The organism is Actinoplanes sp. NPDC049668, assembly GCF_044465445.1.
Lineage (GTDB): Bacteria > Actinomycetota > Actinomycetes > Mycobacteriales > Micromonosporaceae > Actinoplanes.
In genome coordinates this window covers 849,175-874,932 of sequence record NZ_JBITLR010000003.1, presented here as the reverse complement: position 1 = coordinate 874,932, position 25,758 = coordinate 849,175, and the positions used below count along the sequence as shown (strand labels likewise).

Annotated in this window: 23 protein-coding genes and 1 tRNA gene; 15 read left to right on the top strand and 9 right to left on the bottom strand. The window is 68.4% G+C overall.

Annotated elements, in window-relative coordinates:
• Positions 1-91 precede the first annotated feature (91 nt).
• On the top strand, positions 92-970 hold the full coding sequence (locus ACIBSW_RS16760; protein WP_354725331.1) for a DUF4231 domain-containing protein: 879 nt from the start codon (positions 92-94) through the stop codon (positions 968-970).
• A 37-nt stretch (positions 971-1,007) separates the two neighbouring features.
• Complete coding sequence (locus tag ACIBSW_RS16755; RefSeq protein WP_354725329.1) at positions 1,008-1,844, top strand: hypothetical protein; 837 nt, start codon at positions 1,008-1,010, stop codon at positions 1,842-1,844.
• 358 nt (positions 1,845-2,202) lie between these two features.
• Here the strand turns inward: ACIBSW_RS16755 and ACIBSW_RS16750 are convergent, their stop codons facing one another.
• Positions 2,203-3,045 carry a hypothetical protein gene (locus ACIBSW_RS16750; protein ID WP_354725328.1) on the bottom strand — a complete coding sequence of 281 codons (843 nt, stop codon included), beginning with the start codon at positions 3,043-3,045 and terminating at the stop codon, positions 2,203-2,205.
• Between the two features lie 739 nt (positions 3,046-3,784).
• Between ACIBSW_RS16750 and ACIBSW_RS16745 the strand changes: the two genes are divergently transcribed.
• Positions 3,785-4,027: a hypothetical protein gene (locus ACIBSW_RS16745; protein ID WP_354725326.1), complete on the top strand. Its 243-nt coding sequence runs from the start codon at positions 3,785-3,787 to the stop codon at positions 4,025-4,027.
• Positions 4,028-4,492: 465 nt separating this feature from the next.
• Here ACIBSW_RS16745 and ACIBSW_RS16740 read toward each other — a convergent pair whose 3' ends face one another.
• The gene (locus ACIBSW_RS16740) at positions 4,493-5,224 is read right to left on the bottom strand and encodes an XRE family transcriptional regulator (RefSeq protein WP_354725324.1); all 732 of its coding nucleotides are present in this window, start codon (positions 5,222-5,224) and stop codon (positions 4,493-4,495) included.
• A 128-nt stretch (positions 5,225-5,352) separates the two neighbouring features.
• Here ACIBSW_RS16740 and ACIBSW_RS16735 point away from each other — a divergent pair, with 128 nt between their 5' ends.
• Positions 5,353-5,607 carry a hypothetical protein gene (locus ACIBSW_RS16735; protein WP_354725322.1) on the top strand — a complete coding sequence of 85 codons (255 nt, stop codon included), beginning with the start codon at positions 5,353-5,355 and terminating at the stop codon, positions 5,605-5,607.
• A gap of 41 nt (positions 5,608-5,648) precedes the next feature.
• Positions 5,649-6,197: an HD domain-containing protein gene (locus ACIBSW_RS16730; RefSeq protein WP_354725320.1), complete on the top strand. Its 549-nt coding sequence runs from the start codon at positions 5,649-5,651 to the stop codon at positions 6,195-6,197.
• 448 nt (positions 6,198-6,645) lie between these two features.
• On the opposite strand, the gene ACIBSW_RS16725 is transcribed toward ACIBSW_RS16730, so the two are convergent.
• On the bottom strand, positions 6,646-7,122 hold the full coding sequence (locus ACIBSW_RS16725; RefSeq protein WP_354725318.1) for an NUDIX domain-containing protein: 477 nt from the start codon (positions 7,120-7,122) through the stop codon (positions 6,646-6,648).
• Positions 7,123-7,128: 6 nt separating this feature from the next.
• Positions 7,129-7,863, bottom strand: a complete 735-nt coding sequence (locus tag ACIBSW_RS16720) for a helix-turn-helix transcriptional regulator (protein ID WP_354725316.1) — start codon at positions 7,861-7,863, stop codon at positions 7,129-7,131.
• Positions 7,864-8,217: 354 nt separating this feature from the next.
• On the opposite strand from ACIBSW_RS16720, the gene ACIBSW_RS16715 reads away from it, so the two are divergent.
• From ACIBSW_RS16715 to ACIBSW_RS16700, 4 genes are read left to right on the top strand one after another with little or no spacing between them, the layout of a single operon-like run.
• Positions 8,218-8,412, top strand: a complete 195-nt coding sequence (locus tag ACIBSW_RS16715; RefSeq protein WP_354725314.1) for a hypothetical protein — start codon at positions 8,218-8,220, stop codon at positions 8,410-8,412.
• Positions 8,413-8,447: 35 nt separating this feature from the next.
• Positions 8,448-9,086: a DUF2637 domain-containing protein gene (locus ACIBSW_RS16710; RefSeq protein ID WP_354725313.1), complete on the top strand. Its 639-nt coding sequence runs from the start codon at positions 8,448-8,450 to the stop codon at positions 9,084-9,086.
• Positions 9,083-9,403 carry a hypothetical protein gene (locus ACIBSW_RS16705; protein WP_354725311.1) on the top strand — a complete coding sequence of 107 codons (321 nt, stop codon included), beginning with the start codon at positions 9,083-9,085 and terminating at the stop codon, positions 9,401-9,403. The genes ACIBSW_RS16710 and ACIBSW_RS16705 overlap by 4 nt, the downstream gene beginning before the upstream one ends.
• On the top strand, positions 9,400-11,142 hold the full coding sequence (locus ACIBSW_RS16700) for an FtsK/SpoIIIE domain-containing protein (protein WP_354725309.1): 1,743 nt from the start codon (positions 9,400-9,402) through the stop codon (positions 11,140-11,142). The genes ACIBSW_RS16705 and ACIBSW_RS16700 overlap by 4 nt, the downstream gene beginning before the upstream one ends.
• 133 nt (positions 11,143-11,275) lie before the next feature.
• Here ACIBSW_RS16700 and ACIBSW_RS16695 read toward each other — a convergent pair whose 3' ends face one another.
• Positions 11,276-11,725, bottom strand: a complete 450-nt coding sequence (locus ACIBSW_RS16695; protein WP_354725307.1) for an SMI1/KNR4 family protein — start codon at positions 11,723-11,725, stop codon at positions 11,276-11,278.
• A gap of 246 nt (positions 11,726-11,971) precedes the next feature.
• Here ACIBSW_RS16695 and ACIBSW_RS16690 point away from each other — a divergent pair, with 246 nt between their 5' ends.
• Complete coding sequence (locus ACIBSW_RS16690; RefSeq protein WP_354725305.1) at positions 11,972-13,666, top strand: recombinase family protein; 1,695 nt, start codon at positions 11,972-11,974, stop codon at positions 13,664-13,666.
• Here the strand turns inward: ACIBSW_RS16690 and ACIBSW_RS16685 are convergent.
• From ACIBSW_RS16685 to ACIBSW_RS16675, 3 genes are all read right to left on the bottom strand, one after another.
• Positions 13,628-13,715: transfer RNA gene (locus ACIBSW_RS16685), tRNA-Leu, on the bottom strand. The genes ACIBSW_RS16690 and ACIBSW_RS16685 overlap by 39 nt on opposite strands.
• Positions 13,716-13,928: 213 nt before the next feature.
• Positions 13,929-16,268 carry a transketolase-like TK C-terminal-containing protein gene (locus ACIBSW_RS16680; protein ID WP_354725303.1) on the bottom strand — a complete coding sequence of 780 codons (2,340 nt, stop codon included), beginning with the start codon at positions 16,266-16,268 and terminating at the stop codon, positions 13,929-13,931.
• A 20-nt stretch (positions 16,269-16,288) separates the two neighbouring features.
• Positions 16,289-17,488: a PLP-dependent transferase gene (locus ACIBSW_RS16675; RefSeq protein ID WP_354725301.1), complete on the bottom strand. Its 1,200-nt coding sequence runs from the start codon at positions 17,486-17,488 to the stop codon at positions 16,289-16,291.
• A 96-nt stretch (positions 17,489-17,584) separates the two neighbouring features.
• Here ACIBSW_RS16675 and ACIBSW_RS16670 point away from each other — a divergent pair, with 96 nt between their 5' ends.
• From ACIBSW_RS16670 to ACIBSW_RS16655, 4 genes are all read left to right on the top strand, one after another.
• Complete coding sequence (locus tag ACIBSW_RS16670) at positions 17,585-18,070, top strand: Lrp/AsnC family transcriptional regulator (protein WP_354725299.1); 486 nt, start codon at positions 17,585-17,587, stop codon at positions 18,068-18,070.
• Between the two features lie 8 nt (positions 18,071-18,078).
• Positions 18,079-18,813 carry a DUF4184 family protein gene (locus ACIBSW_RS16665; protein WP_354725297.1) on the top strand — a complete coding sequence of 245 codons (735 nt, stop codon included), beginning with the start codon at positions 18,079-18,081 and terminating at the stop codon, positions 18,811-18,813.
• A 69-nt stretch (positions 18,814-18,882) separates the two neighbouring features.
• Positions 18,883-21,396 carry a hypothetical protein gene (locus ACIBSW_RS16660; protein ID WP_354725295.1) on the top strand — a complete coding sequence of 838 codons (2,514 nt, stop codon included), beginning with the start codon at positions 18,883-18,885 and terminating at the stop codon, positions 21,394-21,396.
• A gap of 50 nt (positions 21,397-21,446) precedes the next feature.
• Positions 21,447-22,397 (top strand): hypothetical protein, encoded by a 951-nt coding sequence (locus tag ACIBSW_RS16655; RefSeq protein ID WP_354725293.1) that lies wholly within the window; start codon positions 21,447-21,449, stop codon positions 22,395-22,397.
• Positions 22,398-22,527: 130 nt separating this feature from the next.
• Here ACIBSW_RS16655 and ACIBSW_RS16650 read toward each other — a convergent pair whose 3' ends face one another.
• Positions 22,528-24,792 (bottom strand): hypothetical protein, encoded by a 2,265-nt coding sequence (locus ACIBSW_RS16650; protein ID WP_354725291.1) that lies wholly within the window; start codon positions 24,790-24,792, stop codon positions 22,528-22,530.
• A gap of 392 nt (positions 24,793-25,184) precedes the next feature.
• Between ACIBSW_RS16650 and ACIBSW_RS16645 the strand changes: the two genes are divergently transcribed.
• Complete coding sequence (locus tag ACIBSW_RS16645) at positions 25,185-25,703, top strand: GNAT family N-acetyltransferase (RefSeq protein WP_354725289.1); 519 nt, start codon at positions 25,185-25,187, stop codon at positions 25,701-25,703.
• Positions 25,704-25,758 lie beyond the last annotated feature (55 nt).

The window sequence follows — 25,758 nt, the reverse complement described above, 5'->3', positions numbered from 1 at the left end:
GAGGAGGTTGCCGGGGTACCTCGCGATACATAGCACGCACCAGGCAGAGGCCCCGGGCGGACCACGTCGAAGCGGTGTCTACCATGCATAGATGCGCCTGCCATCCACATTGGCCTACGGAGCGCTCTGCCAAGCCGCCAGCGCGGCAGCGCGGGCAGGACAGTTCCGCTATCTGCGTGCTGTCCGGGTCCGTTTGATTGCATTGGTCATCGCCGCCACCGGCGGCGCTCTAAGCTGGCAAGTTGGAGAGGGCGATGTTTGGGCTTGGATTGCCTTCATCGGCTTTTTAGTCGCGCTTGCAGCCGAAGTCGTTCTACTGGCAACTCATCCGGAACGTAAATGGTTTGAGGGAAGGGCTGCGGCCGAGTCCGCCAAAACACTATCTTGGAGGTACGGCGTTGGCGGTGCACCTTTCCCAATCGATCGAAAACCGAATGAAATGCACAGCGCCTTCCTGGAGCAAATTGCGGCAATAGCGCGCACACTGCAGGGCGAATTCCCGACTCCAATCGATGGCAGTAAGCTTCAAATTACTCCGCAGATGGAGGGGTTGCGGAAGGAGTCATTTGCGCAGCGGAAGGAGGCATATCTAGTCAACAGGATTCAGAATCAGCGAAATTGGTATGAACATCGCTCTCGCGCAGCGGAGCGTAACGGAAATCTCTTTCTCATCGGAGCGATCGCACTCGAATTCGCTGGAGTCCTCGCTGCTGCACTTCGGGTAGCTGCCGTCATCAGATTCGATTTACTAGGTATCATTTCCGCTATCGTCGCCGGCTTGGCAGCGTGGTCCCAGACGCGACAATATGGATCGACAGCAAGAGCCTATGCCTTAGCAGCGAACGAGTTGTCTCTCATAGAGACAAAAACTGGGCTGGTCGCCGAAGCCGACTGGCCGCCATTCGTTGCTGAAGCGGAAGCAGCGATATCAAGAGAACACACCTTGTGGACAGCATTGCATCGCCCGTAGAGCAAACGAATCGCAGTGCAAAACCGGACGGGAGCGCATGTATAACTTGCTCGTCGGCCTCCTTGATGGAGAGGCTTTGAAGGAACGCGTGGTTGAGTACACAGACGACGTGATCCGCGAGTACATCAGTCCAGGCGGTCGCCTGGACCCTTCGCGTCTAGTCAATCTTCCGACTCTTGTAATGCCTGAAATCGACTACGCTGACGGACAGGGCGCTCGAATTGGGCACGTCGAAAGCATCGTTCTTTCAGGTAGAACTTACCGCTTTCGTTTCGTGTCAAATCCAGCCATCCCAGAGATTCCATTAACGAAGATCAGTACATTGTCGAACCGACTTGGCATCACTGATTGGGAGTTTCGCAGAACCCATTGGGCGGTCAAGGATGTCGACCTATATCGGACTCTGCACGAAGCGCATGTCAGTGCTCCACCCGCTTCAGAAGTCCTGCGTTTTCCGGTAAATCGTCCACAAGAGGCCGACCTCGTTGCGATCATGATGCCGTTCGACGCAAGGTTCGGTCCGGTGTATGAAGTTCTCCGTGAAGCAACCACAGACGTCGGCCTGAGATGCTACCGCGCTGACGATATCTGGGAGCATAACCACATTATGGATGACGTCACCAGTCTAATATGGCGATCTCGAGTGGTTATCTCAGACCTCACTGGCAAGAACCCGAATGTATTTTACGAAACTGGCATCGCACATAGCATCGGCCGCGACGTCATTCAGATCGCCCAGTCGAGCAACGATGTCCCCTTCGACCTTCGATCGATTCGATCCATATGTTATCTGTCGAACAACGAAGGTCTCGGACACCTCAAAAAGCAGGTATCCGATAGGCTGCGGGATCTAGTTTCTCGCCCTTCCCCGTGACCAAGCATTTCATTGCCACTAGAAACGTCGAAATGCGTTCGACTGCAACTTCAAACACACATACTTGAATATCGATCTTGGCGGAGCCGGCTTAGCTCTCATTTCTACCCAGTCGCCGGGACGCTCGTGCCCGAGCCAAAGGGAAGGACGTCCAAGCACGTTGAACAGTCGACCCGCATGAAGGCTCATGACGAGAAGATCCCTGTCTTCAGAGCAGCCGCTTCGCGGCAGCTCGTACCTTCTGGTAAGCCGAGTCGGTGCCAGACGGTGCCTGGCTACCGACGAGCCCGAAATACACGAAGAACTCCGAACCTCGAGGCTCGGGCTCGGGCTCGGGCTCGGGCTCTTCGATCTTCACTCATGCCAGCCGCAGCGTGGCCGAGTTCTTCTGTGGTCCGCGATCATCTTCCCAGGTGACCGTGCATAGAGCCTGTGGCGCACTCCCCAAACTCGCCGCGAAGATGAACTTGGCTTCACCACCTGGCGCCAAGATTTCTACATCGGGCGCGTCAGCATCCGCCGCGCTGCTAATTACGTGCCAAGAATCAGTGTCAACGTCAAACCGGACGTTGCGGGCTGGCGCTTCGCCGGTGTTATGGAGAACGATCCGCCAATCTCTTGAGGTGCTTACGCGTCCACGGGAGTCAGTCCGCACTCGCTCGGAAGAATCAAGACGAGGCCAGACTTCGGCAGTCCGGGCAGAGACAGCTTTGCCATTCCCGAGTTGAAGCTCCGCTCGGGCGGAATCTCGCGAAACCGCTTGAGCAAGGATATTGTCTACGTGCCGGGAGAGTTGCTCGTTGGTGTCATACGACAACGTCAACGACTTGGCCGATATATCGCCTAGGTACTGGTTCAGACCCTGCAGCTGCAAAAGATCAAGATTTCGGGTATTCACGCTCCGCGTACATCTCAAGATCGCGACATACTTTCCAGAATCCGCTAGACGTTGGATCTCCTCAGCGGTTCCGGAAACTGCTGATTCCGTAGGGGTGCCTAACCGATTGGCGAAGATCGCGATACACCCATCACACGAGTCTACGATCTGCTGGTTGATCGCGCCCTGTGCGGTTTGGCCGAACTCGGCGGCTGCGTGCTCGCTCCAGGAGATAGGAACAATAGCCGTTCCAAACTGCACGCCGTATACACCATTCCAGTGGTTGATCGCGCGCCGGACGGTCGCAAGATCCTCTTCGTTCACGTCACCTGGACATGAGATAAGGAGCCGTCGAATCACACCGCTGTAGGACACCGTATATCTCTAGCACGTGCAAAGTTCTCCCGCAAATTTGATAGGCAGCCAGCGAGTCGACTCGCGCCACTTCACTACGCAAACTCGGATCGTATGGACCTGCTCGCCAGACAGGCAGACTCCGGCCTAGCCGGGGAAGGTGCCGCATAGAGACCAAGTACCTCGCCCCAATAGGTGTTGGACCAACTTCGTCTCGGCGCCCATGCGGCTCCCGATATAGGCCAGAATGTCTTTTATAATGATACTGTGGATGATTTCGTCGCGCTGCGCCACGTGCCGACCCGGTGTCCCGAAGCCTGCTATCGAAGATCCTCTTCTCTAGGAGACGGACAATGGCTTGCGGCGGCCAGGACCGCTTGATCGGCGATGACCAGGGGTCCAGCGGGTGCCAGGGTTCCTGCGGCGAACATCGAGGTCTGGATCCGGACGCGGTAGACCTGCCCCCATCACGTCAAGCCCTCATGAATGGCCATAAATAGTAATCATCGACATCCCCCGTTGAGACATCACGGGACGAGAAGACGGCACAGGACGTCCATGTCGAGCGGGTCCCGGCTCGCTGGCCATAGGACGAATTCTGCATATGGGTCCTCACGCCTTTGGTGGGTGCGCCCTGTTGGTAGGCCCCGGCCGTCCGGGACAGCAGTCTCCAGGCGGCCCGGCCGTAGTCCACGTGAAGGGACGCTCGATGACCTTGGGGCCGTACAAGGACGAGATGACGCCGCTCTCCGCCCGACTGACGACGTACTACCGCCACGTCACCGCGACACACGCCGACGATCCCGCCGTCGGCGCCTGCCTGCTTTGCAGGGTGTCGAGGTGTGCGAAATGGCGGTCTGCCGTCGAGCGCCTCACCTGTGCCGGTGAGCGGCCGGCGATTCCGGTCACCATGACGGCCACTCTGCCTGTGACTGAAGGCAGGCCGACATGACGCCGGCCGCACCGGTCCGGGTCGGCGACGTAATCCACGTGGATGAACAGAGCTATTGCTACGGGCTCGGATCGCTGACATTGCGCGTCACCGCCGTACACCGCCTACGGCAGCACGAGGATGGGCTGTGGGTGGAAGTCGACGGCATCCCGATATGGCGGAACGGCTACGAGGGTATGGAGCGATGCGCCCTCATCCGGGTAGGCGGGATTCGCCGCCCACCGCGCCCTGCCAGTTCGGGGACGAAACCGTGAGCGGCGGCCTGTATCTCGGCCACGCGGCCCGCGATCAGCTCGCTACGGCCGAGGCGCACCTGTACGAGCACCTCTCGGTGACACCTGGCGGTCTGTGTATCACCTGCGCCGAGCAGGAACCCTGCCAGGCACGGTACGCGGCAATGGAGGTGTTCCAGCGATACGGAATCCTGCCCAAACGACGGCGGGGAGCGGCGGGGATACGGACACCTCAGCAGCCGTGGGCAGGTTTCGCGGTAGACCAGACTCGCTCGCACGACGCGAGGTAGGTCCCCACCATGCCGTCAGGCCGAGTGCTCTTCAGGTGCAGCACTGGCGCGTGCGCGCCCGGCCGGCCGTAGACGTGCGTGTTGACGAGCAACTCGTCATCCGCCCGAAAGATCGAGTTGTAGAGCACCGTGTCGTGGAGCCGTAGCTGAGCACCCGCCTCCACGATGGGATGGAAGCCGACCAGCGCGGTGCGAATGCGGGCGCTCATGCCGTCGCCGATCCGCTCCTCGACTCCTCGATCGGCCACATGGGCGCCGCTGGGATCGCCGAGTGCGATCCGCACGCGCACATCAGCCCTTGCCTTCGCACAGAGCAGGGCCGACGTCCCGAAGTCCTCGGCGAGAAAGAGCGCGCTGTAGGCGAGAATGTCGATCTCCTTTTCGGCCTGGGCGAACAGCCGTGACCAAGCGTCGGGTGGCATCGCCGACCGATAGGGGTAGACCATCCGGACCTCATCCGCTAGAGCCACAGGCTCGATCCGCCGAGGCAGGTCGGGCCACAGGTCATGGGGTGCCCAACCGGTCAAGTCGGCCAGGGCGTCGCGGTGCCGGGGGTATGGCACGCGGCCGGCCATCCACCGCTGCACCGTCTTCGGGTCGACGCCCAACCGTGCGGCGACATCGACGGCATTGACCCCGGCACCTCGTAGCGCGCGGGCAAGTGGATGGTTCACGCAACGACTCCGATCGCTGGCGAGATCGTCATCTTAACCAAGAAGTCCCAAGACGTCCTAACGCCACGGTTCACACTCAGTTACCTGCCGTGAAGACTCTGAGCCGAACGATCACGACAGGAGCGAATATGGCGAGCAACGATCGGAGCGCGGAGACCGAGGCGCAGAGATCCGCGGATCGTCTCGCGCTCGCCCTGGAGGACGCAGGATTCGACGTCGGCCAGGAGTTCCCGGCGCTGCACGACGCGATCGGCCGTCAGGGCTTCGCGGTGGTGCGTATCGGTGACGTCCAGCCAGCCGTCGCCTACAGGCTTGCCGCCGCGCTGACACGTGGCGCTGCGCAACAGACGGATCAGGCGGAAGGGGACAACAACAAGCGGTGACCTTGGCTGTGCTCGGCGGGACGTTCGCTTAATCTGCCTATGTGGATCAGGTCGAACGTGCCCGTGACCTCGCGCGCCTGTTGCTCGCCGTCCCAATCCCGCGCCGCTGGTCACACAGTCAAGGTGTCGGCCGAAAGGCCGAGGCGGTCGCGCACCTGGTCGGCGAGGACGGTCCGGCGCTGGTATCGGCAGCCTGGCTCCACGACGTCGGGTATGCGCCTGACCTCGTAGTCACCGGCATGCACCAGCTCGACGGTGCACGCTACCTGCGCGATGTCGCCCATGCCGACGATCTGGTCTGCCGTCTGGTTGCCCACCACTCGTGCGCGTTCATTGAGGCCCGGAACCGGGGTCTGTCTGATCAGCTCGCGAACGAGTTTCCCCCGGTCGAAGGCCTGGTTTTCGACGCGATCACGTACGCGGACATGACGACGAGCCCGGTCGGCGAGCCGACCGACGTCGAGCAACGCCTTGCCGAGATCCTTGCGCGGTACGGGCACGGCGACCTCGTCGCCGAGTCGATTCGGGAGGCGAGTCCGATGATCATCAACTCGGTTCAGGTGATCACAGCGGCGCTCCAAGACGGCTGACGGATCAATTCGTGCGGGAGAGCGCACCTTGCTCGTCGCGGCTCCACCGGCGGCCGGCGCTGTCCAGGAACTCGATCTGGACGGGCTCGGGCTCGACGTACGTCCGTAGCCAGTCCGCGGGCGCGGCTCGTTGAACGGTCTGTCTGGTGGCACCAGGCCGACGAACTCCGTGCCGGGCTCGTCGCCGGCGCGCGCCGGCATCGGCAGCTCGACCTCGTAAATCGGCATGTCACTCGCGTTGTGGATGTGGAACGCCAGCTCGCGCTTGCCGTCGAGCTTCCGGATGACTTCCACCCACGCGCTGATTCGCTCGGCTTGGGCTCGGCGGTGGTCCTCGGCGCGGTCGGCCTCACGGTGGTGCTCGCGCCGCAGCAGCAGGAAGCCGACCAGGAACGCGCCGACGGTGCCGACGGCGGAGAAGACGTCGGCGAAGGCGCTGAGCCAGTCGCTATCCAAGGTGCACGTCGTGCGGCGCGGTCAGGAACTGGTCGAGCCGCATACGCATCGAGCGGTCGATCGGCAGGGCGGCGATCTCGGCTGCGGGGACCCACCTAACCTCGGTGCTTTCCACGCTGGTCGTCGGAGATCCGCCTGTCTGCCGCGCCGCGAAGACGACGGAGAACTCCTGCCGAACCTCCCCGTCGCTCGTGTAGAGAATGACGTGACGGGGATCAGAGAAGATGCCGACCAATCCGGTGATCTCGACGTCGATTCCCGTCTCCTCGGCTGTCTCGCGCACAGCGGTGTCGGGCAGCGACTCGCCGAGGTCCATCGCACCACCGGGCAGTGCCCAGTTGCCGTTGTCCGATCGGCGGATCAGCAGGATCTCGCCGTCCTCGTTGGTGACCACCGCGTTCGCCGAGGGAACGAGCGACGTCGCCCGCGGCGCCTCGGGATCATCGAAGTAGTCGATGCGCCGTGCCATACCGCCTCATTCCAACGGGGTCGCTTCGTCCCACACGCGCTCGAAGCTGTCCAGGTACGTCGTTACCATGCCGCCGCCGGCCACCCGGCGCAGGTGAAGCACCGGCGCTTGCGCTGCGGGGAAGCTGTAGATGTGGGTGTTGACGAGGATTTGATCGTCGGCGCGGTAGATCGAGTTGTAGAGCACGGTGCGATGTAGCCGAAATTCGATGCCTTCGATCTCGCGCAGCGGCCGGTACAGAACGAGAGCATTCTTGATCTTTCCCGCCTGGACGTCGTCCAGCCCTTCGTCGGTCCCCCTCTGGGCCACGGCCTCGCTGTCCGGGTCGCCGAGCAGAATGCGTATGCGTACCCCCGCAGCTGCCTTCTGCCGGAAGATCCGGTGAATGCCGGCGTCCTCCGACAGGAACAGCCCGCTGAAGACCAGGACGCCGATCTCCTCGTCAGCGTTGTCGAAGACGTTGCGCCACAGTTCGGACGGCACCGTCCAGCGGTGCGGGTAGATGTTGATGATCTCGCTCTCGCTGGCGCTGGCCACCTGGTCGGCGTTGAGCGCGTCAGGCCACAGGTAGACCTCGTCAACCCCGAGCTTCGCCGCGACCGCGTAGCGGTGCCGCCGGTACGGCGTGCGACCGCTGATCCACCGCTCCACGCTCTTCGGGTCCACGCTCAGCGACTCCGCCAGATCGGACGGAGTGATGCCTCGCTCCAGCATCGCGGTGCGTAGTCGCTCGTTCGGCATCGTCTTCCCGTCAGGACGTCCGGCAGCCTGCCCAACATAGGCGAGACATCTTGGACACGTCCAGCTATGACCTGATCACGTCCAGTCCTCTGATCGCACTCTCGGTGGCACGTCGATGCGGACCACGCATCGACCAATCGAGAGGAGATCAGCGATCAACACTCAACTCTTCACCAGCGAGGACCCGACCTGCCCGTGCGGCGCCCAGCTCGGCGCGGGACACCCGGTCCTGTGCCGCAAGTGCGTCAACCGGCTGCGCTGGAACCGCCGGCACCAGCCGCGCGGCACTCACGGCGGCGCCGACCGGTCCATTCGTACGCGCCGAGCCCGGCGCAACCGCAACGGCGGTGACGCGTGACGATCGCCGTCTCCGCCGTCATCCTGCTCGGTGTCTTCGTCTGCCTCCTGTGGCGGTACGCCCGGTTGCCGCTCTGGCAGGCCGCCATCTGCGCGGCGTTCGGCTACTTTCTCGCCTCGTCGTCCATCGGCCCGGAGGTCGGTGACGGGCTGAGCGCCCTCGCGCGATTCGTCGCCGGGCTGGACCTTTGACCGCCGGGCGACGCGACTGGTGGGTCATGGCCGGCATGACCACCGCGGCGGTCTCCGCCGCGGTGGCGAGCTTCGCCGGACTGCGCGGCCTGGCCGAGGTCGCCGGCTGGCCCGCGCGGCTAGCCTGGCTGCTACCCATCACCATCGACGCGTACGCGATGACGTCTGCCCGCGTCTGGCTCGCCGGAACGCTCGGCAGCAACCGAACGCGGGCCTTCGCCCGAGCCAACGCGATCGGCGCCATCGCCACGAGCATCGTCGGCAACGCCGGCTACCACCTGGTCGCCACCGGCATCATGTCGATCTCATGGCCGATCGTCGTCCTGGTGGGCGCCGTACCGGCCGCGGTCCTCGGACTGACCGCACACCTACACGCGCTAACGACGATCGCGCCGACGGAACCCGCGCCAACGCCAGCCGCAACGGTCCGTCCCGCGGTCCGTCCTCAAGTCCGGACCCGACGTACGAAGCACCGTACCGACGCGGCACTACTCAAGGACGCACGAGAGGCCGACGCCCGGTACCGCGCCACGCACAACGGACGCCCGATCACCCGTGACGGACTGCGCTCCGCACTGCGCATCGCCGGACCGAAGGCAACCGAGTTACGGCGTCTTCTCGCCGCTGAGAACACCAACAGCACCGACCGAAAGGAGGCTTCATCCCGCCCATGACCAACTCGCCGCAGATCCCGCGCCCGACCATCGACCAGGAGGCCATTCTCACCCATCTAGTCGCCGCCCAGATCCGGCGCACGCCTGTCGCCGTCTGGACCGCACTCGCCGACATCCGCGTCCTGCTCACCGAAGTCGACCGGCTGGCACGGCTCCTGAGCCGCACCCGGTGGGACTTCGCAGACCTGCTCGCCGCCGCTCACGCCACCATCGCCGCCGACCACGACGGCGAACCTGACCCCCTCATGTACCTCCGCGACGCGGTCGCCGAACACCGGGCCTGGACGCCACCCAACGACGGCGAACTCGCCGAATGAGGGCCTACGGACGCCGGCACCGCCGATGGGGCCGCCGCAACCCGCAACCACTCCTGCTCGTACCCGATGAACCGCTCCTCATCGTCGGCCTGGCCGCGCTCGGACGAGCCCTGTTCCGGTACCGGTCAGAACTCGCACCGGCCATAGCCGGGCTCACCCTCGCCGTCGCCGGACTCGCGTTGCACCGCACCCATCCGGACGCGTGGCCGGTGGTCGCGGTCCTCGCTACTGCGGCGGCGTTGGCGGCCGGACTGCGCGGATTGCCGTGGGGCGTCACGCGCCCAGCTGAACGCGCCTACGCCGCGACGGCAGCCGCTGCCGCCGGAGGCTGGCTCGCCGCGGCGTCGGCGCTCGGCCCCGGCCGGCCTCCGCTGTCTACGATCCTCGTCGTGGCGGTGATCGCGCTCGGCGTTCCGTGGTGGGCGCACCGGCGCCGTCGCGCCCGTGTCCGGGTGGATCGGGTCATCCAAGCCTGGCCCGACCTCGCGACCGCGATCGGGCTCGACGGATCGCGGGTAATGTCGGCCGTCATCGACACCTGGGGCTGGCGCGCCAGGATGAAACTGCGCCCCGGCCAGAGCGTCGCCGACGTCGTCGCCCGCGTGCCGTCCATCGAATCGGCCTTGGGAACACGACCCGGCGCCGTCCGCGTCGAGCAGGACCCGGCCCACGCCGGCCGATGCACGATGCGCGTCCTCGCGGTCGACCCGCACGCCGGCGCCATCCCCTGGCCCGGCCCGACCGCACGGTCCCTCGCCGATCCGATCGAACTCGGTGTCTTCGAGGACGCGACACGCGTTCGGGTGCCGCTCCTGCGTCGGCACGCGCTGATTGGCGGCACCACGGATTCTGGCAAAAGCGGCGTGCTCAACGTCGTGCTCGGCAACCTCGCCGCCTGCACCGACGTTGTCCTGTGGGGCATCGACCTCAAGGGCGGCATGGAACTACGGCCGTGGGCATCCTGCCTCGCCCGGCTCGCAACCACCCCGGAAGAGGCGACCCGGCTGCTCGCCGACGCCGTCGCGGTCCTCGACGCCCGAGCGCACGCGTCCGGCCGCGACAACACCCGCGTCTGGGACCCCACACCGAACACGCCGGCACTGGTCATCGTCATCGACGAGTACGCCGAACTCGCCGACACCGCGCCAGCCGCCGTCGCGCATGCCGAATCGGTCGCCCGACGAGGCAGGGCGCTCGCCGTCGACTTGCTCGCCGCAACGCAACGCCCGACCCAGAAAGCCATGGGTGGCGGCGCCTTGCGCTCACAGATGAGTGTTCGCGTCTGCCTACGCGTCCGGGAACGCCGCGACGTCGACCTGATCCTCGATAAGGGCATGCTCGCCGCTGGCTGGCACGCACACACCCTCGACGCACCGGGCAAGTTCTACGTCCTCGCTGACGGGCACAACCAACCCCGCCGCGCCCGCGCCTACCTGGTCACCGACGACCACGTCCGGGAAACCGCAGCCCGCTACGCCAACGACCGCCCAGACCTCGACCCGCTCTCCCGCGCCGCGCTCGAGCAGAGTCCGCAGGCCATCGAACCACCGAAGGCCGACGCCAACGATCCGGAAAATGCCCTTCAGATGGCACTCGACCAGGCGCCCAACGACGGCCTCACCATTCCGGAACTCATGGCCTTGACCGGCATGGGCCGTACCTGGGTTTACGACCGGCTCCAGGCACTCGCCGCCGCCGGCCGCGCCCGGCAAGTCACCCGCGGGCGCTGGCGCGGCTGACCCGATCGTCCGCGCGGACGTCCATCCGCTCGCGCACGTCTGCGCATTTCAGCGCGCGGACGGACGACGGACGGACGACCACGCGAACAGCATGGGCGCTGAGAATCGCTGGTTTTCGGTGGCATTGTTCCACTCAGGACCTAAGCCCGCGGATTGCGGCGAACTCAAGGAAATCGTCAGCGACGACCTCAGGCTCGCCGGCGTCGTGGAAGCGGAACCAGACCTCATCATGGCAGCGACCGCCGGCTACCGGGAAACCCCAGTAGTCTCCGGTGCCGACCGGAGCGACGGCGACGAAGCCGCGATCGGAGAACTCACGATCGTTCACGGCCAAGAGGTCGTCGTCCCCTGGCTCGGCGATGACCGGCAGCAGATCAACGAACCCGAACATGCCTCCGCCGTAGTTCCTCATGAATGCCTTGTACTTGGACGGGAGGATCACTCCCATCCGCAGCTCGACGGCGGTGATCTCGTCCGCGGTCGCAGTGCGCCCTTCGATGAGGGCGAAGCCGTACTTGGCCACAGACGCAGCCGACTTCTGCCGGAGCGCCTCGGCAAGCGCGTCAAACTCTTCAAGATCCATATCTCGGCTCCCGCACGACTGTCTCAACTCCGCTGGAGCTTCGCATCATCACCACCGATCAGAAAGGAGGCCCGCGATCACCACGAACGACCCTGAAGGGGAGAGGAGAAATCGCAGCATACGAACGACAAAGACGCTGGTCATCGAGGATGGGCAGGTCAAGGCGTCCCTAGACGTCCCTCTGGCCGACGCCGCCGCAGACGCACTCTGGCGCATCATCGACCGCGCCCGGAAGACTCGACAGGCATGAGGTTCGCCTTCTACGGACGCGTATCGACCGAGGACCAGCAGGACCCGCATGCCTCCAAGGCGTGGCAGCTCTCGCGAGCCCGCAGCCTGATCGAACCGGCCGGCGGGGAGGTCGTCGCGGAGTTCTTCGACATCGGGCTGTCCCGCTCGTTGCCGTGGAAACGGCGACCCGAAGCGCTGCGCCTGTTGGACACGATCAAGAGCCCTACGCGGGACTTCGAGGCTGTCGTCATCGGCGAGCCGCAGCGCGCCTTCTACGGCAGCCAGTTCGGCATGACCTTCCCCGTCTTCGTGCACTACGGGGTCGGCTTGTGGGTGCCCGAGGTCGGCGGGGCGATCGACCCGGGCTCCGATGCGCACGATCTGGTCATGGCGCTGTACGGCGGCATGAGCAAAGGCGAACGCAACCGCATCAAGATTCGCGTTCGGTCGGCGATGAGGGCGCAGACCGAACTGGAGGGCCGTTACCTCGGCGGACGGCCGCCCTACGGCTACCGGCTCGGCGACGCCGGCCCACACCCGAACCCCGGCAAGGCAGCCGCGGGCAAGCGGCTCCATCAACTCGAACGCGACCCGATCACCGCCCCAATCGTGGAGCGGATCTTCACCGAGTACGTCGCCGGACGAGGCATGACCTCGATCGCCCGGGGCCTGACCCAGGACGGCATCACGTGCCCGTCCGCCTACGACCGGGTACGCAACCCGCATCGTCACACCCAGGTGTGGGAAACCACCGCAGTCCAGGCGATCTTGCAGAACCCTCGGTATACCGGCCGTCAAGTCTGGAACCGGGCGCGCACCGATGAAGTTCTGATCGACGTCGAGGACGTCGCGCTCGGCCACGAGAGCCGGCACCGCTGGAACGACCCGAGCCAGTGGGTGTGGTCCCGCACCGAGTCACACACGCCGCTGATCAGCACCGACCTCTACGAACGCGCCCAGCAGACGATCAAGAAGCGCGGCACCAACAGCGACGCCGGCAAGGCTCCCCGCCACACCAGCCGCCCATACCTGTTCCGCGGCCTCATCACCTGCGGCCTGTGCCACCGAAAGATGGTCGGCAACCCCAACCACGGCCGCCTCTACTACCGATGCACCGCCAGCCGCGACTTTGTCCGCCAGCACCAGATCAGCCACCCACCAGCCCTCTACCTCCGCGAGGACACCATCACCCACCCGATCGACAGGTTCCTCCGCGACGAACTGACCGGCGCCGGCATGGCCGACAACCTCCGCCGCGTCGCCGACGCTCAGTACCGCGCCGCGCAAGCCGCCCACGACGAGACCGGCGAGATCGACAAGCTGCGCCAGACCATCACCGACGCCGACAACAAGATCAACCGCTACCGGGCCGCCCTAGACGCCGGCGGCGACCCTACGCTCATCGCCGGCTGGATCGCGGAGACGACCGCGATCAGGAAGTCCGCGCAGGCCCGGCTCGGCCTCACCGAGGTACCGCCGCAGCAGATGACCGGCGACCAGCTCGACGCCATCGCGGACGCGTTCAACGACCTGCTCGGCCTGATCCGTGGCGCCGACCCGCGCGACAGGGCGGAGCTGTACAGCCGGCTCGGCCTCCGGCTGACCTACCAGCCTGGCCGGAAAACAGTGATCGCCGAGGTTGTCACCCCGGCGATCACTCGTGTCTTTGATTGGTGTCCGAGGGGGGACTTGAACCCCCACGCCCGATAAAGGGCACTAGCACCTCAAGCTAGCGCGTCTGCCATTCCGCCACCCGGACCTGCTATGTCCAGCCTAACCGAGCCGACCTGCGGTTTCACACCCTCAAACCGCTGCCCGGCGGGCCGCACAGGAGAGAACTCTACACGGCCCGCCGCCGAACCCGAACCCGGCCCACCCGCCTCGACGGGGACGCCGGCCCGCCAGGTCAGGGACAGGTCGAATCAGCGGACCCACACGGTTGCAGTGCCCGATGCCGGAAGGGCGGACGTGGTCAGCGGCCGGTCATGGTCAGGGCCGCGTCGACGATTGAGTCGGTGTCGATGCCGTGGAGGTGGTACGCGTCGGCGAGGCCTGAGGACTGGCCGAACGTCGTGACGCCGAGGCTTCGGATCCGGTCGCCGCGGGCCGCCGCCAGGAACGTCAGCGTGTGCGGGTGCCCGTCCAGGACCGTGACCAGTGGTGCGGGGTGCTCCGTGGGGAACAGCTCGCTCAGGATCCCCCCGCCCAGCCCGGCCTCCCGGCTGTCCCGCTGCTGCAACGAGCGGAACACCAGGTCAGGGCTGGTCAAACAGACGACGCCGGCCCTGACGCCCGCCGCGGCCAGGGTGTCCGCCGCCGCGATCACCTCCGGCATGATCGCGCCGACCCCGACCAGGGTGACGTCCTCGTCCTGCGGGAGGTGGGCGGCGGGTAGCCGGTAGCCCCCGGCGACGGCCTGCCGGCGGCGGCGGTCGCGCAGGGACGGGTCCTCCGGTACTTCGGCGAGGGCCGGGTCGAGGGGGCGGGTGGAGAGGCGGAAGTACGCGGACGTGCCGCCCTCGATGCCGACCTGGCTCATCGCGTGGAGGAAGCACCACTCGAGATCCTGGGCGAACGCCGGTTCCCAGGCCACGCAGCCGGGCTGTTCCAGGCCGATCGACGGGGTGGTGATGGACTGGTGTGCCCCGCCCTCCGGCGCCAGGGTCACCCCGGACGGGGTGCCGACCAGGATCGACTGGCCGCCGGCGTATATGCCGTAGGACCAGGGTTCCAGGGCTCGGGAGACGAAGGGGTCGTAGATGGTGGCGATGGGGATGAGGCGCTCGCCCCAGCGTGACCAGGTCACCCCGAGTTCGCCGAGGAGGGAAACGAGGTTGACCTCGGCGATGCCGAGCTCGATGTGCTGGCCCTTCTCGCTCTCGCGCCACCGCAGTACGCGTTCGGCGTCGTCCTCGAACCAGTCGTGGCGCTCCTCGACGGACCACACCCCGGTCTTGTTGATCCAGCCGCCCAGGTTGGTGGACGAGGCGACGTCCGGGGAGCACGTGACTACCCGGGCAGCGGCCGAGGGGGCGTCGCGGGGCAGGTCGGCCAGGAGGCGGCCGAGGGCGGCCTGGGTGCTGATGGGCTTGCGGTAGCCGTGGCCGAGTTGTGCCGGGACCGGGATGGGCGCGGTGGGGGCGGTCGGCTCGCGGTGCAGGGCGGCTCCGCGCTCCTGGCAGAGCTGGCCGGCGGCGGTGTGTGGCTCGAAGCCGTGCCAGGGTGATTCGCGGTCCATGCCGGAGGTCGCGGCGAGGGCGTCCATCTGGGCGGCGGAGAGCAGCGCCGAGTGGTTGTTGGGGTGGCCCTCCGTCGGGAGGCCGCGGCCCTTGACGGTGTAGGCGAAGACCACGGACGGGCGGTGCTGGTCGACGCTGCCGAACGTGTCGACGAGCAGGCCCAGGTCGTGGCCGCCGAGGTCGCGGACGGCGGCTGCCAGCTCCGCGGGTGGGATCTCGTCCAGGAGGGCCTTGAGGGCCGGCGTGTCTGCCGTGTCCTCGCCGCCGGCGAGGATGCGTTCGGGGATCTGTGCGGGGTCGACCCGCAGCATGCGCTGGTACTCCTCGTTGGGCATCGCCTCGAGGCGGGCGCGCAGTGCCTGGCCGCCGGGGCGTTCGAACAGGCGGGTGATGACGCGGCCCCATTTGAGGATGACCACCTGCCAGCCGGCGGCGGCGAACATGCCCTGGAGTTTGGCGATCTGGATGTCGGGGACGACGCGGTCCAGGGACTGGCGGTTGAGGTCGACGACCCAGAGCAGTTCGCCCATCTTGGCGACGGCCGGGTCCATGACCGCTTCCCAGATCGCTCCCTCGTCGAGTTCGGCGTCGCCGAGGAGGCTGACGAAACGGCCGCCGGGGGGCACGTCGGGGAAGCGGGCCGCGACGTAGCGGTGTGCCATCGCCGCCCACAGCGCGGCGGTCGCGCCGATGCCGACCGAGCCCGTGGAGAAGTCGACCGTGTCGGGGTCCTTCAGGCGGGACGGGTACGACTGCAGGCCGCCCTTGGCGCGCAGCATCGGCAGGTAGGACTCGTCGAGGTCGCCCAGCAGGTAGTTGATGGCGTGCAGCACGGGCGAGGCGTGCGGTTTGACCGACACCCGGTCCCGGCTGGTCAGTTCGGCGAACCACAGGGCGACCATGATGTCGACCATCGAGGCGCTGGAGGCCTGGTGGCCGCCGACCTTGACCCCGGAGTCGTTGGGCCGCCCGGCGTTGGCGGCGTCCACGATCGACGCCGCCAGCCACAGCACGCGGCGGGCGATCACCCGCAGCACCTCGACACCGGGAGCGTCGGCGGACTTCTCGTTCATCGATGTCTCCGAGGTGGGGTCTAGCGGGTCGAGAGGACGGGCATGGCCGGGGTGCGAACGGCGGCGGCGGCGAGTGCCTGGTCGAGGTCGTCGACGAGGTCGTCGACGTGTTCCAGGCCGATCGAGAGCCGCACCAGACCGGCCGAGGGCCGGGCCTCCGGGGCGACAGGGCGGTGTGTCAATGCCGCCGGGTGCTGGATCAAGGAGTCTACGCCGCCCAGCGACACGGCATGCGTGAACAGCCGGGTACGACCGGTGATGCGCCCGGCCGCCGGGAAACCGCCGCGCAACGCTACCGAGATCATCGCGCCGGTCCCCCGCAGCTGCCGGTCCAGCAGGCCGCGCGGGTCGCCGTCGAGGCCCGGGTAGTAGACGCGGTCGACGGCCGGGTGCGCCGCCAGCCACTCGGCGATCCGGGCCGCGTTCGCCTGCTGTGTGCGTACCCGGATGGGCAGGGTGGTGAGGCCGCGGTGCAGGAGGTAGGCGCCCAGCGGGTGGAGCAGGCCGCCGGTGACGGCGCGGACCTGGCGCAGCCGGGACGCGGTCTCCTCCCCGCAGGCGATGACGCCGGCGACGACGTCGCCGTGGCCGCCGAGGTACTTGGTCGCGCTGTGCAGGGCCATCGCGGCGCCGAGGGTGACCGGGTTCTGCAGGACCGGGGTCGCGAAGGTGTTGTCGACCAGGACCGGGACGGTGCCGGCCTGCGCGACGACGGCCGCGATGTCGACCAGCTCGAGCGTCGGGTTGGCGGGCGTCTCCAGGACGACCAGGCCGGTGTCGGGCCGGATGGCGTCGGCGACGCCGGCCTCGTCGCAGAAGGTCACCTCCGCGCCGAGCAGGCCGGTGGCGAGCAGGTGGTCGGTGCCGCCGTAGAGCGGGCGGACGGCCACCACGTGGCGCCGGCCGATCATGGTCGTGTGTGCCAGGATCGCGGCCGTCATGGCGGCCATTCCGGAGCCGAACGCGACAGCGGTGTCGGCCCGCTCCAGTTGCGCCAGCGCCGACTCGAACCGGGCCACGGTCGGGTTCCAGAGCCGGGCGTAGACGGCGCCGCCGTCCGGCAGAGGGTAGCCGCCGGTGGCCATGCTCTCGTAGGACTCGCCGCCGCGGAGGATGTCCGGCAGGGGGTTCGTCGACGACAGGTCGAGGGGCAGGGCGTGTACGCCGAGGGCGGTGAGGTCCTCACGGCCGGCGTGCACGGCAATCGAGTCGCTGTGCATGGCGCCAGACTTACTGATGGCGTAACTTTTTCAAATACTCATTGTGAATTCCACAGCCCTGGCGGCTGTTCCTGTGTTTCTGAGGAAACTGCGAGCGTGTGGGGGCCGAGCACGTTGGGGAAACCGCAACTCGATCAGATAGACCGGCTGCTGCTCGGCACGCTGTCGACCGACGCCGACCTGAGCAACAAGACGCTCGCCGGGCGGCTCGGGCTGGCCGAGTCGACCTGCGCCTACCGGGTCCGGGCGCTGCGCGAGGCCGGCATCATCACCGGCACCCGGGCCCAGCTGGACCTGGCGCTGCTGGGCTACCCGCTCCAGGCGATCATCATGGTCCGGCTGGGCAGCCACACCATGACCAACGTCAACCAGCTGTACGACGCACTGGTCAGCGCGCCGGGCGTCATCCAGGCCTTCCACGTGGCGGGCGCCGACGACTTCTACCTGCACGTCGCCGTCGAGAACGCCGAGGCGCTGCGCGACTTCGTGCTCCAGCACGTCACCAGCCACCGGGTGGTGCGCCAGACCGAGACGCACCTGGTCTTCGAGGTGCGCAGCGGCGCGGGGGTGCTCGCGACGTAGGATGGCTGGTGCCCTTCACCGCAGGTCATCCGGCCGCCGTGCTCCCGTTCGTGCGCCGCGGCCTGCCTGCCTCCGCGCTGGTCATCGGCTCCATGACACCCGACCTGACGATGCTGCTGCCGGTCGCGGTGGTGATCCATTTCGCGCACACGTCGCTGGGGCTGATCACCGTCGACCTGGTGCTCGGCACGGGCGCCTTCGTGCTGTGGCAGGCGCTGTTCGGGCCGGCCGTGGTCGCCATCGCGCCCCGGTCTCTGGCCGCCCGGCTCCCTGACGACGTCCCCCGCGGGCTCGCGTATCACTTCGGGTCCGGCGGGCGGGTGCTGCGCGTGCTCGTCGCGGTGCTGCTCGGCGCCGCGACCCACATCGCCTGGGACAGCATCACCCACGACTGGATGTGGGGCACCCAGCACATCCCCTGGCTGGAGGCGCGGCACGGCTCACTGCTCGGATGGCAGTGGATGCAGCACTTCAGCGACGTCGCCGCGACCGTGATCATCGTCGCGTGGCTCGCCGTCTGGTGGCGCCGCGCGCCCCAGCGCAGCGCACCCGAACAAATCGAAAGTCGCCGGACCCGTGTGCTCGCCTGGTCGGCGATCCTCGGCCCGGCGGTCGCGGGCTTCCTGTACGGGCTGCTCACCGACTCGCTGTTCGTCGGGTTCTCCCGGGGCGCGGCGCTGGGCGCCGTCGGCCTCGTCGCCGTTGCCGCGACCTGGTCGGCGCGAAGGCGCGTGCCGGCCTGAAGTTGCGGTCATGGGCGGCCGGGGACACGGTAGGGCCAGCGATCGACGTCGATCAGCAGGGAGGCCCGCATGCGCCGGATCCGAGGGACGAGCCTGGCCTGCCTGGTCGCGGTCGTGGCGGCCGCCGGGGCCGTCGCGCCGCCGGCCTCCGCGGACGCCGGCCGCGGCGGGCTGTCGGAGCAGCGGCGCCTGGCCGACCGGCGGTTCGTGGCGACCGGTGACCGCGCCTACGAGGTCGGCGCCGAGGACGGCCGCTATCCGGCGACGGGCTGGCACATCCGCGGCGAGATGGGCGGCTTCTGGAGCCCGCCGATCAAGCTGCTCGACGGCCTGTGGTTCGCCGTCGACGGTCAGTGGCTGAGCGCGGAGCGGTTCACCAGCGGCAACGGCTTCGTCGAGATGGAGCTGGCCGGTCCCGGCGGGCTGCGGGTCCGGCGTACCGACGTGGCGCCGGACGGGGGCCGGGCGGTGCTGGTCGGGCTCGCCTTCGCCGGGCCGGCCCGGCGGGTCGCGCTGTCGGTCGACGCGCACTCCGAGCTGCTCTCCGCGTACCCCTGGGGGTGGACGACGCCCAGCCAGGAGACCGTCAATCTGCCCGACAGCGGGGGGTTCGACGGGCGGAATCTGGTCTTCCGGGAGACGGCCGGCGGGGAGCGACCGCACGAGTACGCCGCGGTGGTCGGCAGCGACCTGGCGCCGGACGGACACGCGCTCGGCGCCGGCCACCGCGGGCCGCAGGAGCCCGCCGTGGTGTGCCCGCCGGCCGACCCGGCGCCGCCGCGCTGCGACGACGGGCCGTTCGGCCGCGGCACCGGCGGGCGGCTCACCTACACGGTGGACGTGCCGCGCGGCGGGCGCACGGTCTGGTTCGCGGTGGCCGGCTCGGACGACGGCGTCGCGGCGGCCACCGCGCAGGCGCGGGCCGCGCTGCGCGACCCGGGCCGGGGCCTGGCCCGCAAGCTGGCCGGCCGGGCGGACGTCGCCGCGCGTACCCGGGTGGACCTGCCCGGCGACCGGCTGCTGCAGCGCAGCGTGGAGTGGTCCAAGCAGAACCTCGCCGATTCCGTGCAGGAGGCGCGCGACCTGGGCGTGTTCGCCAGCCGGGAGGGCACGCAATTCCCGCCGCCGGCCGGCACCGTCGACGTGGCGCGGTGGGTCGGCGCCGGGTGGCCCGACTATCCGTGGATCTTCGCGACCGACGCGGAGTACACCGCGTTCGCGTCGGTGGCGGCCGGGCAGTTCGAACCGATCAAGGCGCACCTGCGGGCGCTGCGTGACATCAGCGAGATCGTCAACGGCGGGTCCGGCAAGGTGGTGCACGAGGTCACCCCGGACGGGCAGGTCTACTTCGGCGCGAACGACGACCCGGGCAACACCGACGAGAGCGCCAAATTCCCCAGCACGGTGGCGCTGATCTGGCGGTGGACCGGCGACGACGCGTTCCGGGACGAGATGTACGACGCCGCGGTGCGCGCCATGCGGTACGTGACCGGGCTCGACGCCGACGCCGACGGCTGGCCCGAGGGGCTCGGCAACGTGGAGCGGCCGGGCATGGGCGCGGAGAAGCTCGACGTCGCGGTCTACACCGTCCGCGGGCTGCGCGACCTGGCCGAACTGGCGGCGGCCCGCGGCGATCGCGCGGTCGCCCGCTGGGCGAACGCGCAGGCCGAGCGGCGCGAGCAGGCCTTCGAGCGGACCTGGTGGTACGGCGGTGACGCCGCCGCGTACGCCGATTCGCTGAGCGATCCCGGCAACGTCGCGGTGTTCCAGCGGCACTGGACCGGGCTCACCCCGATGGAGGCCGAGCTGCCCGGCGGGCCGCTCGCCGCACCCGGCCACGCGCACGTCGCGCTGGCGCAGCGGGAACGGGCCTGCTACACGGGCGAGTTCGGCCTCTTCCACACCGGCAGCGGGCCGACCAGCGCGCCGGCCGGCAACACCGGCCCGTCCTGCGACAGCGTGGTGTCCACCGTGCCGGCCGAGCGGGCGACGTTCTCGCTCAACACCGCCGTGATGGCCGTCGCCGAGGGCAACTACGGCCGGCTCGGTCCGCAGCGGCGCTACACCACCGGCAACGCCCGCATCCAGCTCGACCCGGCCGTCTGGGAGATGCCCGGCGCGATGCCGGAGGTGGCGCCGTCGCCGGACTTCGTCGCCAACATCGAGCGGGACTTCCTCGGCCGGTCCAGCGTGCTGCAGGCCTGGGGCGCGTACGGCGTGCTCTGGCCGGTGGTGCACCAGCAGCTGGGCGTCGATCCGGACGTCGGCCGCGGCCGGCTGTCGGTGATACCGGCCCTGCCGCCCGGCCAGGAGCGCATCGCCGGCCGGAACATCCGGGTCGGCGCCGGGTCGCTCGACGTGACGGCGACCCGGACCGCGGGCACCCTCACCGTCTCGGTGCGCTCGACGGTGCGGGCCGGGCTCACCCTGGGCGCGGTGCTGCCGGCCGGCGCGACCGTCGCGGGGGTACGCCTGGACGGGCGGACCGCGGCGTACCGGCAGCGGAGCACCGCGCGCGGCAGCGAGGTGCTGCTCGCCGCGGGCACCGGCGGGCGGCACACGTTGGAGGTGCGGCTCCGCTGACCCCTTTTGGGTGACCGAGATCCGGGCCGCTTCTTGGAAGAATGGTCGCCATGGCGGCCCGCGCGACACTGGATTCGGTCCGCATCGTCCAGCAGGGCGCGGAGCTGCACGTGCACGGCTGGGCCGCGGGCACCGAAGGGCTCGGCCCGGTGGCATACCGGGACACACCCGGCCGGCGGGCCGACGCGCAGCCGCCGCTGGACCCGGTCGCGATCGCCCTGCTCTGTTGCGGACTGTCCCTCGTGGTGGCCTGGTCGTTCGTGCCCGGGCTGGACCAGGGCGCCTTCGTCGGCGGCGCCGTCGCCGTCCTGCTGACCTTCGCGGTCCTGGTCTGCCTGCGCCTGCGGGCCACCGGGTCCGCCCGGCGGGCCCGCGCCCGGCGGCGGCAGACCGGCGACGTGTACCGGCTCACCGGCGCCGGCGAGCAGCAGCGGCTGCGCAAGCTCCTGCAGACCGTCGAGGCCCTGGACACCATCCTGGTGGACCTGCACAGCTTTCAGGCCGGCGGCCAGCGGCCGATGGTCGACCTCGCCGACCTGCAGCGGGCCGCCGCCCGCGCCCTGCTGACGGTGGCGGCGCAGCTGAGCATGCTCCAGTCCATCGGCGCCGAGCGGCGCAAGACCCGCGCCACGGCGCAGCGCCTGCGGGCCATCGACCCGGGCCTGCGCGCCAAGCTCGGCCACGCCGACGCCGCGCTGGCCCGGAGCATGAAGCTGGTCGAGGACGAGATGAAGCCGGTGGTCCGCGACCTCAAGCAGATGACCGCCCTGGCCGGCGACGTGCTCGACACCTGGCGCTACCAGCTGCGCCGCCGGGCCGAGGAGGAGCACGCACACCGGGTGCTGCGCGACGCCTGGACCGTGCTCGACGGCTCGGCCGACCAGCAGGAATCGGCCGCGGACCGCGACTGGCGCAACGAGATCATGGCAACGATGCAGGCGCTGCGAACGCTCATCGACCAATACGGCCCGGACTTCCTGCCGCCGCCCGATCACACGTAGAAACACTATTCCGTACGGACACACCGAAGTTCTGTGGCGCACGGCCCGGCCTCACTGCAACTCGAGGCCGTGGCCGGGACCGCCGGGCTGAAGCTGCTGGTTCCCGCGGTTTGCCGGGAGTGCTGGTGGGTCACGACGGCTGCGGTCGGGGCCCTGAGTCTGACGCGGTGGGCCGTGCGGGTGCGGTGCCGGGCGGGGCGGAGGGTGGTGCTTCGGCGGTGGTGATCAGCGCGTCGCGGACGGCGTCGGCCCCGGGTTTGAGGCGTTCGGTGTGGTAGACGCGCTGCCAGTTGTTCCAGCGGACGGTTCCGGCGAACTGGTCGGGGCCGGTCCCGGTACTGAGCAGCACGCCGGCGCCAGGGCTGGTTTCGGTGGTGGCCTGGCTGCCGTGGGGGACGAGGACCTGGTGGGAGGAGGGGTCGGCGAAGCCGGCCATGGCCCAGGGGATGCGCAGAGTCAGCTCGCTGCGGTCGAGGCGCCATAGGTTGCGGCTGTCGGCGTGCGGGTCGCCGGGGTTCCAGCTGCCGTGGCGCAGCCGTCCGACGTCGAACAGCTCGATGGGTAGCCGCTTACCGGTCGCGGGGATGGTCAGGTCGCGGTTGACGATCTGCTGGAACTGCTGCCAGCCGTCGACCGGGGCGGGGCGCGCGGATGCCGGTACGGGGTAGTCCAGCGGCATCGGGTCGAGTGGGACGCGGATCCACAACTGTCCGGTGTGTGCGCCCAGGTCGAGCGCGAACGCGGTGTCGGGCCGCTCATCGGTGCCACCGGGTGGAGGTGCGCCGGTCAGCCGGGGCAGGACGTCGAGCCCGACGGTGAGGCGGGCGGGGAGCGGCTGGGCCAGCGTCACGGAGAGGTGCAGGTAGGACTCGTCGAGCGTGGCCCGTACCCGGCTGGCGGGTTTCGCCTTCTGGTCCTCGGCGAGCGTCTGTGGTGCGGCGTCGGGGCTTCCGGTGGGGTCGGTGGCGATCAGCCCGAAGTACTGCTCGTTGGTGAGCGGGTCGTGCCACAGTTGACGCCGGTCGGCGGGGATCTGGTGGGTGACGGTGTTCCAGGTCAGCTTGAACCATTCGTCGATCCAGGCGAATATGAAGCCGCCGGACAACCCCAGATTTTTGATCATGTGGAGCAGTTCGGCGTCGATTCGCATGGCCTCGGCCTCGTCGTGGTCGCCCTGGTCGCGGCCGAGTGGTCCCAGGTGGGCCTTGCCGATGCTGGACGGCACCCCGAACTCGGTGATCATGACCGGCATGACGCCGTGGTGGTGTTCGCGTAGCTGGTTCAGGTAGCCGGCGTAGGGGTCGGCGCGGCCGGCGTACTGGAAGGTCTGCAGCTCGGGCTGGTGACGCTGGAAGTCCGGGTAGTAGGGGTAGGCGTGGTAGGAGGCGAATGTGCCGCCCGGCCACGCCGCGGTGGGCCGGACGTGGTTGGCGTCCACACCGACGAGGTCCTCCTGGGCCAGCGGTTCGTACGGGTGGGAGATCGGGTCGACGGTCGGCCAGTTCGAGAACGCCACCGGCTCGCTGCGCCCGGCCGCGGCCTCGACGGTGGCCAGCTCGTTCATGCGGGCGGCCAGCCACCGTTCCGTCGGCGACGCCTGCTCGGTGTTGTGGAAGTAGCGGCCGGACACCAGGGGCGCGGCGGCGTTGGCCTTGTCGGTGGCTTTCGTGGCGTAGGGGTCCCACTCCACCCCGATGATCCAGCCGATGAGCCAGGGGCTGACGTCGACGTTCCAGGTGCCGCCGGCGCGTCCCGGCATGGGCGGGCGGGTCAGCTGCCCGCTCACCGCGGCGGAGGCGTCGCGCAGCTCGGCGGTGAACGAGGTGGTGACCTTCGCGTCGTACAGGTTGCCCTTGGTCACGTACGACTCATCCGGCAGGTAGACGCCGTGCATCAGGTACAGCGGCCGGTCGGGATGTGCCCGGTTGTGCGCGGCCAGCTCGGTGTAGACCGCGGGGGGAAGGATCGTGTAGATGCGGATCACCCGGACGCCGAGGCGGTCCATCGCGGCGAACCAGGCGCGGGCGTCGTCCGCGGTGATCGCGACCTCTCCGGGCTGGTGTCCCGGGGTGGTGCTGCCCAGATTCACCCCGGGCAGGAACCGCTTGTCGCCGCTGGCGGTGTGCAACGCGAAACCCGCACGGTCGGCGGTCGCCACCGTCCGCAACCCGCTGACGGGTACCGGCCGCGGCGCCCAGGACGGGCCCGGTGGCGGGGGCGGCAGCGCGGCCAGCCCGGCGATCCGGGCTGTGCCCGCGTCAGGCTGCGGCGCGCGGGCTGCCGGGCGCACCCACACGACGACCACCCAGCCGGCCGCGACCAGCATGCCCACCACGAACACCGCCCACCAGCCACGACGCCGCCAGGGAGCCCGCTTCGCCAGTTCCGCTGACATGCCGCCAATATGACCACAAAAAGGGCACCGGGGTGGGCGGTTGCACGACGGTCGGCCCGCCGGGCACGGCAGCCGGATCCACCTGCCCGCCAACCGATCTGAAAGCTGTGGCGCACGGCCCGGCCTCACTGCAACTCGAGGGCGTGGCCGGGACCGCCGGGCTGAAGCGTCGGCACCCTCTCGGTGCGGAGATAGGCAAACCGGTTCGCGAGTGGCGCGGATCCTGCGTTAATGTGCGCCTCATGACCTTCGTCTGCTACTGCGCCGCTGCTGGGCGAACCCGCCGCTCCTGAGCGGCGAGCAACCCTTCAACACCTTGCTCCGCCGCTTCCAACGTCTCTGGCCATACGTGTCACGTATCGGCTTTCGTCGTCCTGGAACGGAGCACTCGCATGCCCGAGCAGTCTCGCGCCACCATGCCATCGCACCAGATTCGGCCGCTGACGCCCGCCGATCTGGAAGCCGTCGTCGACCTGTCTCTCCTAGCCTGGGAGCCAGTCTTCGCCTCGTTCGAGAACATTCTCGGATCCCCGATATTCAAGCTCCTGTACCGGCCGGAATGGCGGGCGGCGCAAGCCGCCAGCGTCCGAAGGACCTGTCTCGCGGACGACGCCGAGTCGTTCATTCTGGCCACGGCCGACAGCGTCACGGTGGGTTTCGTCGTTCTCCAACAGGACCGGGACGAGTCCCTGGGGATGATCGAGATGATCGCTGTGCACCCGGGGCACCAGCGTCGTGGTCACGGCCGAGCCTTGATGGAGTTCGCCATCCAGCGGCTCCGCGACCAAGGGCTCAAACTCATCAATGTAGGAACAGGCGGCGATCCCGGACACGCACCCGCGCGCGCCCTCTATGAGGCGGTCGGGTTCACCGGACTTCCGCTCGTGCAGTACTACATGGCTGCCGAGTAGCCGACCGGCCCTGCCCGGGCGATCTTGCTCGGGCAGGGCCGGGGCTGGAGATTGA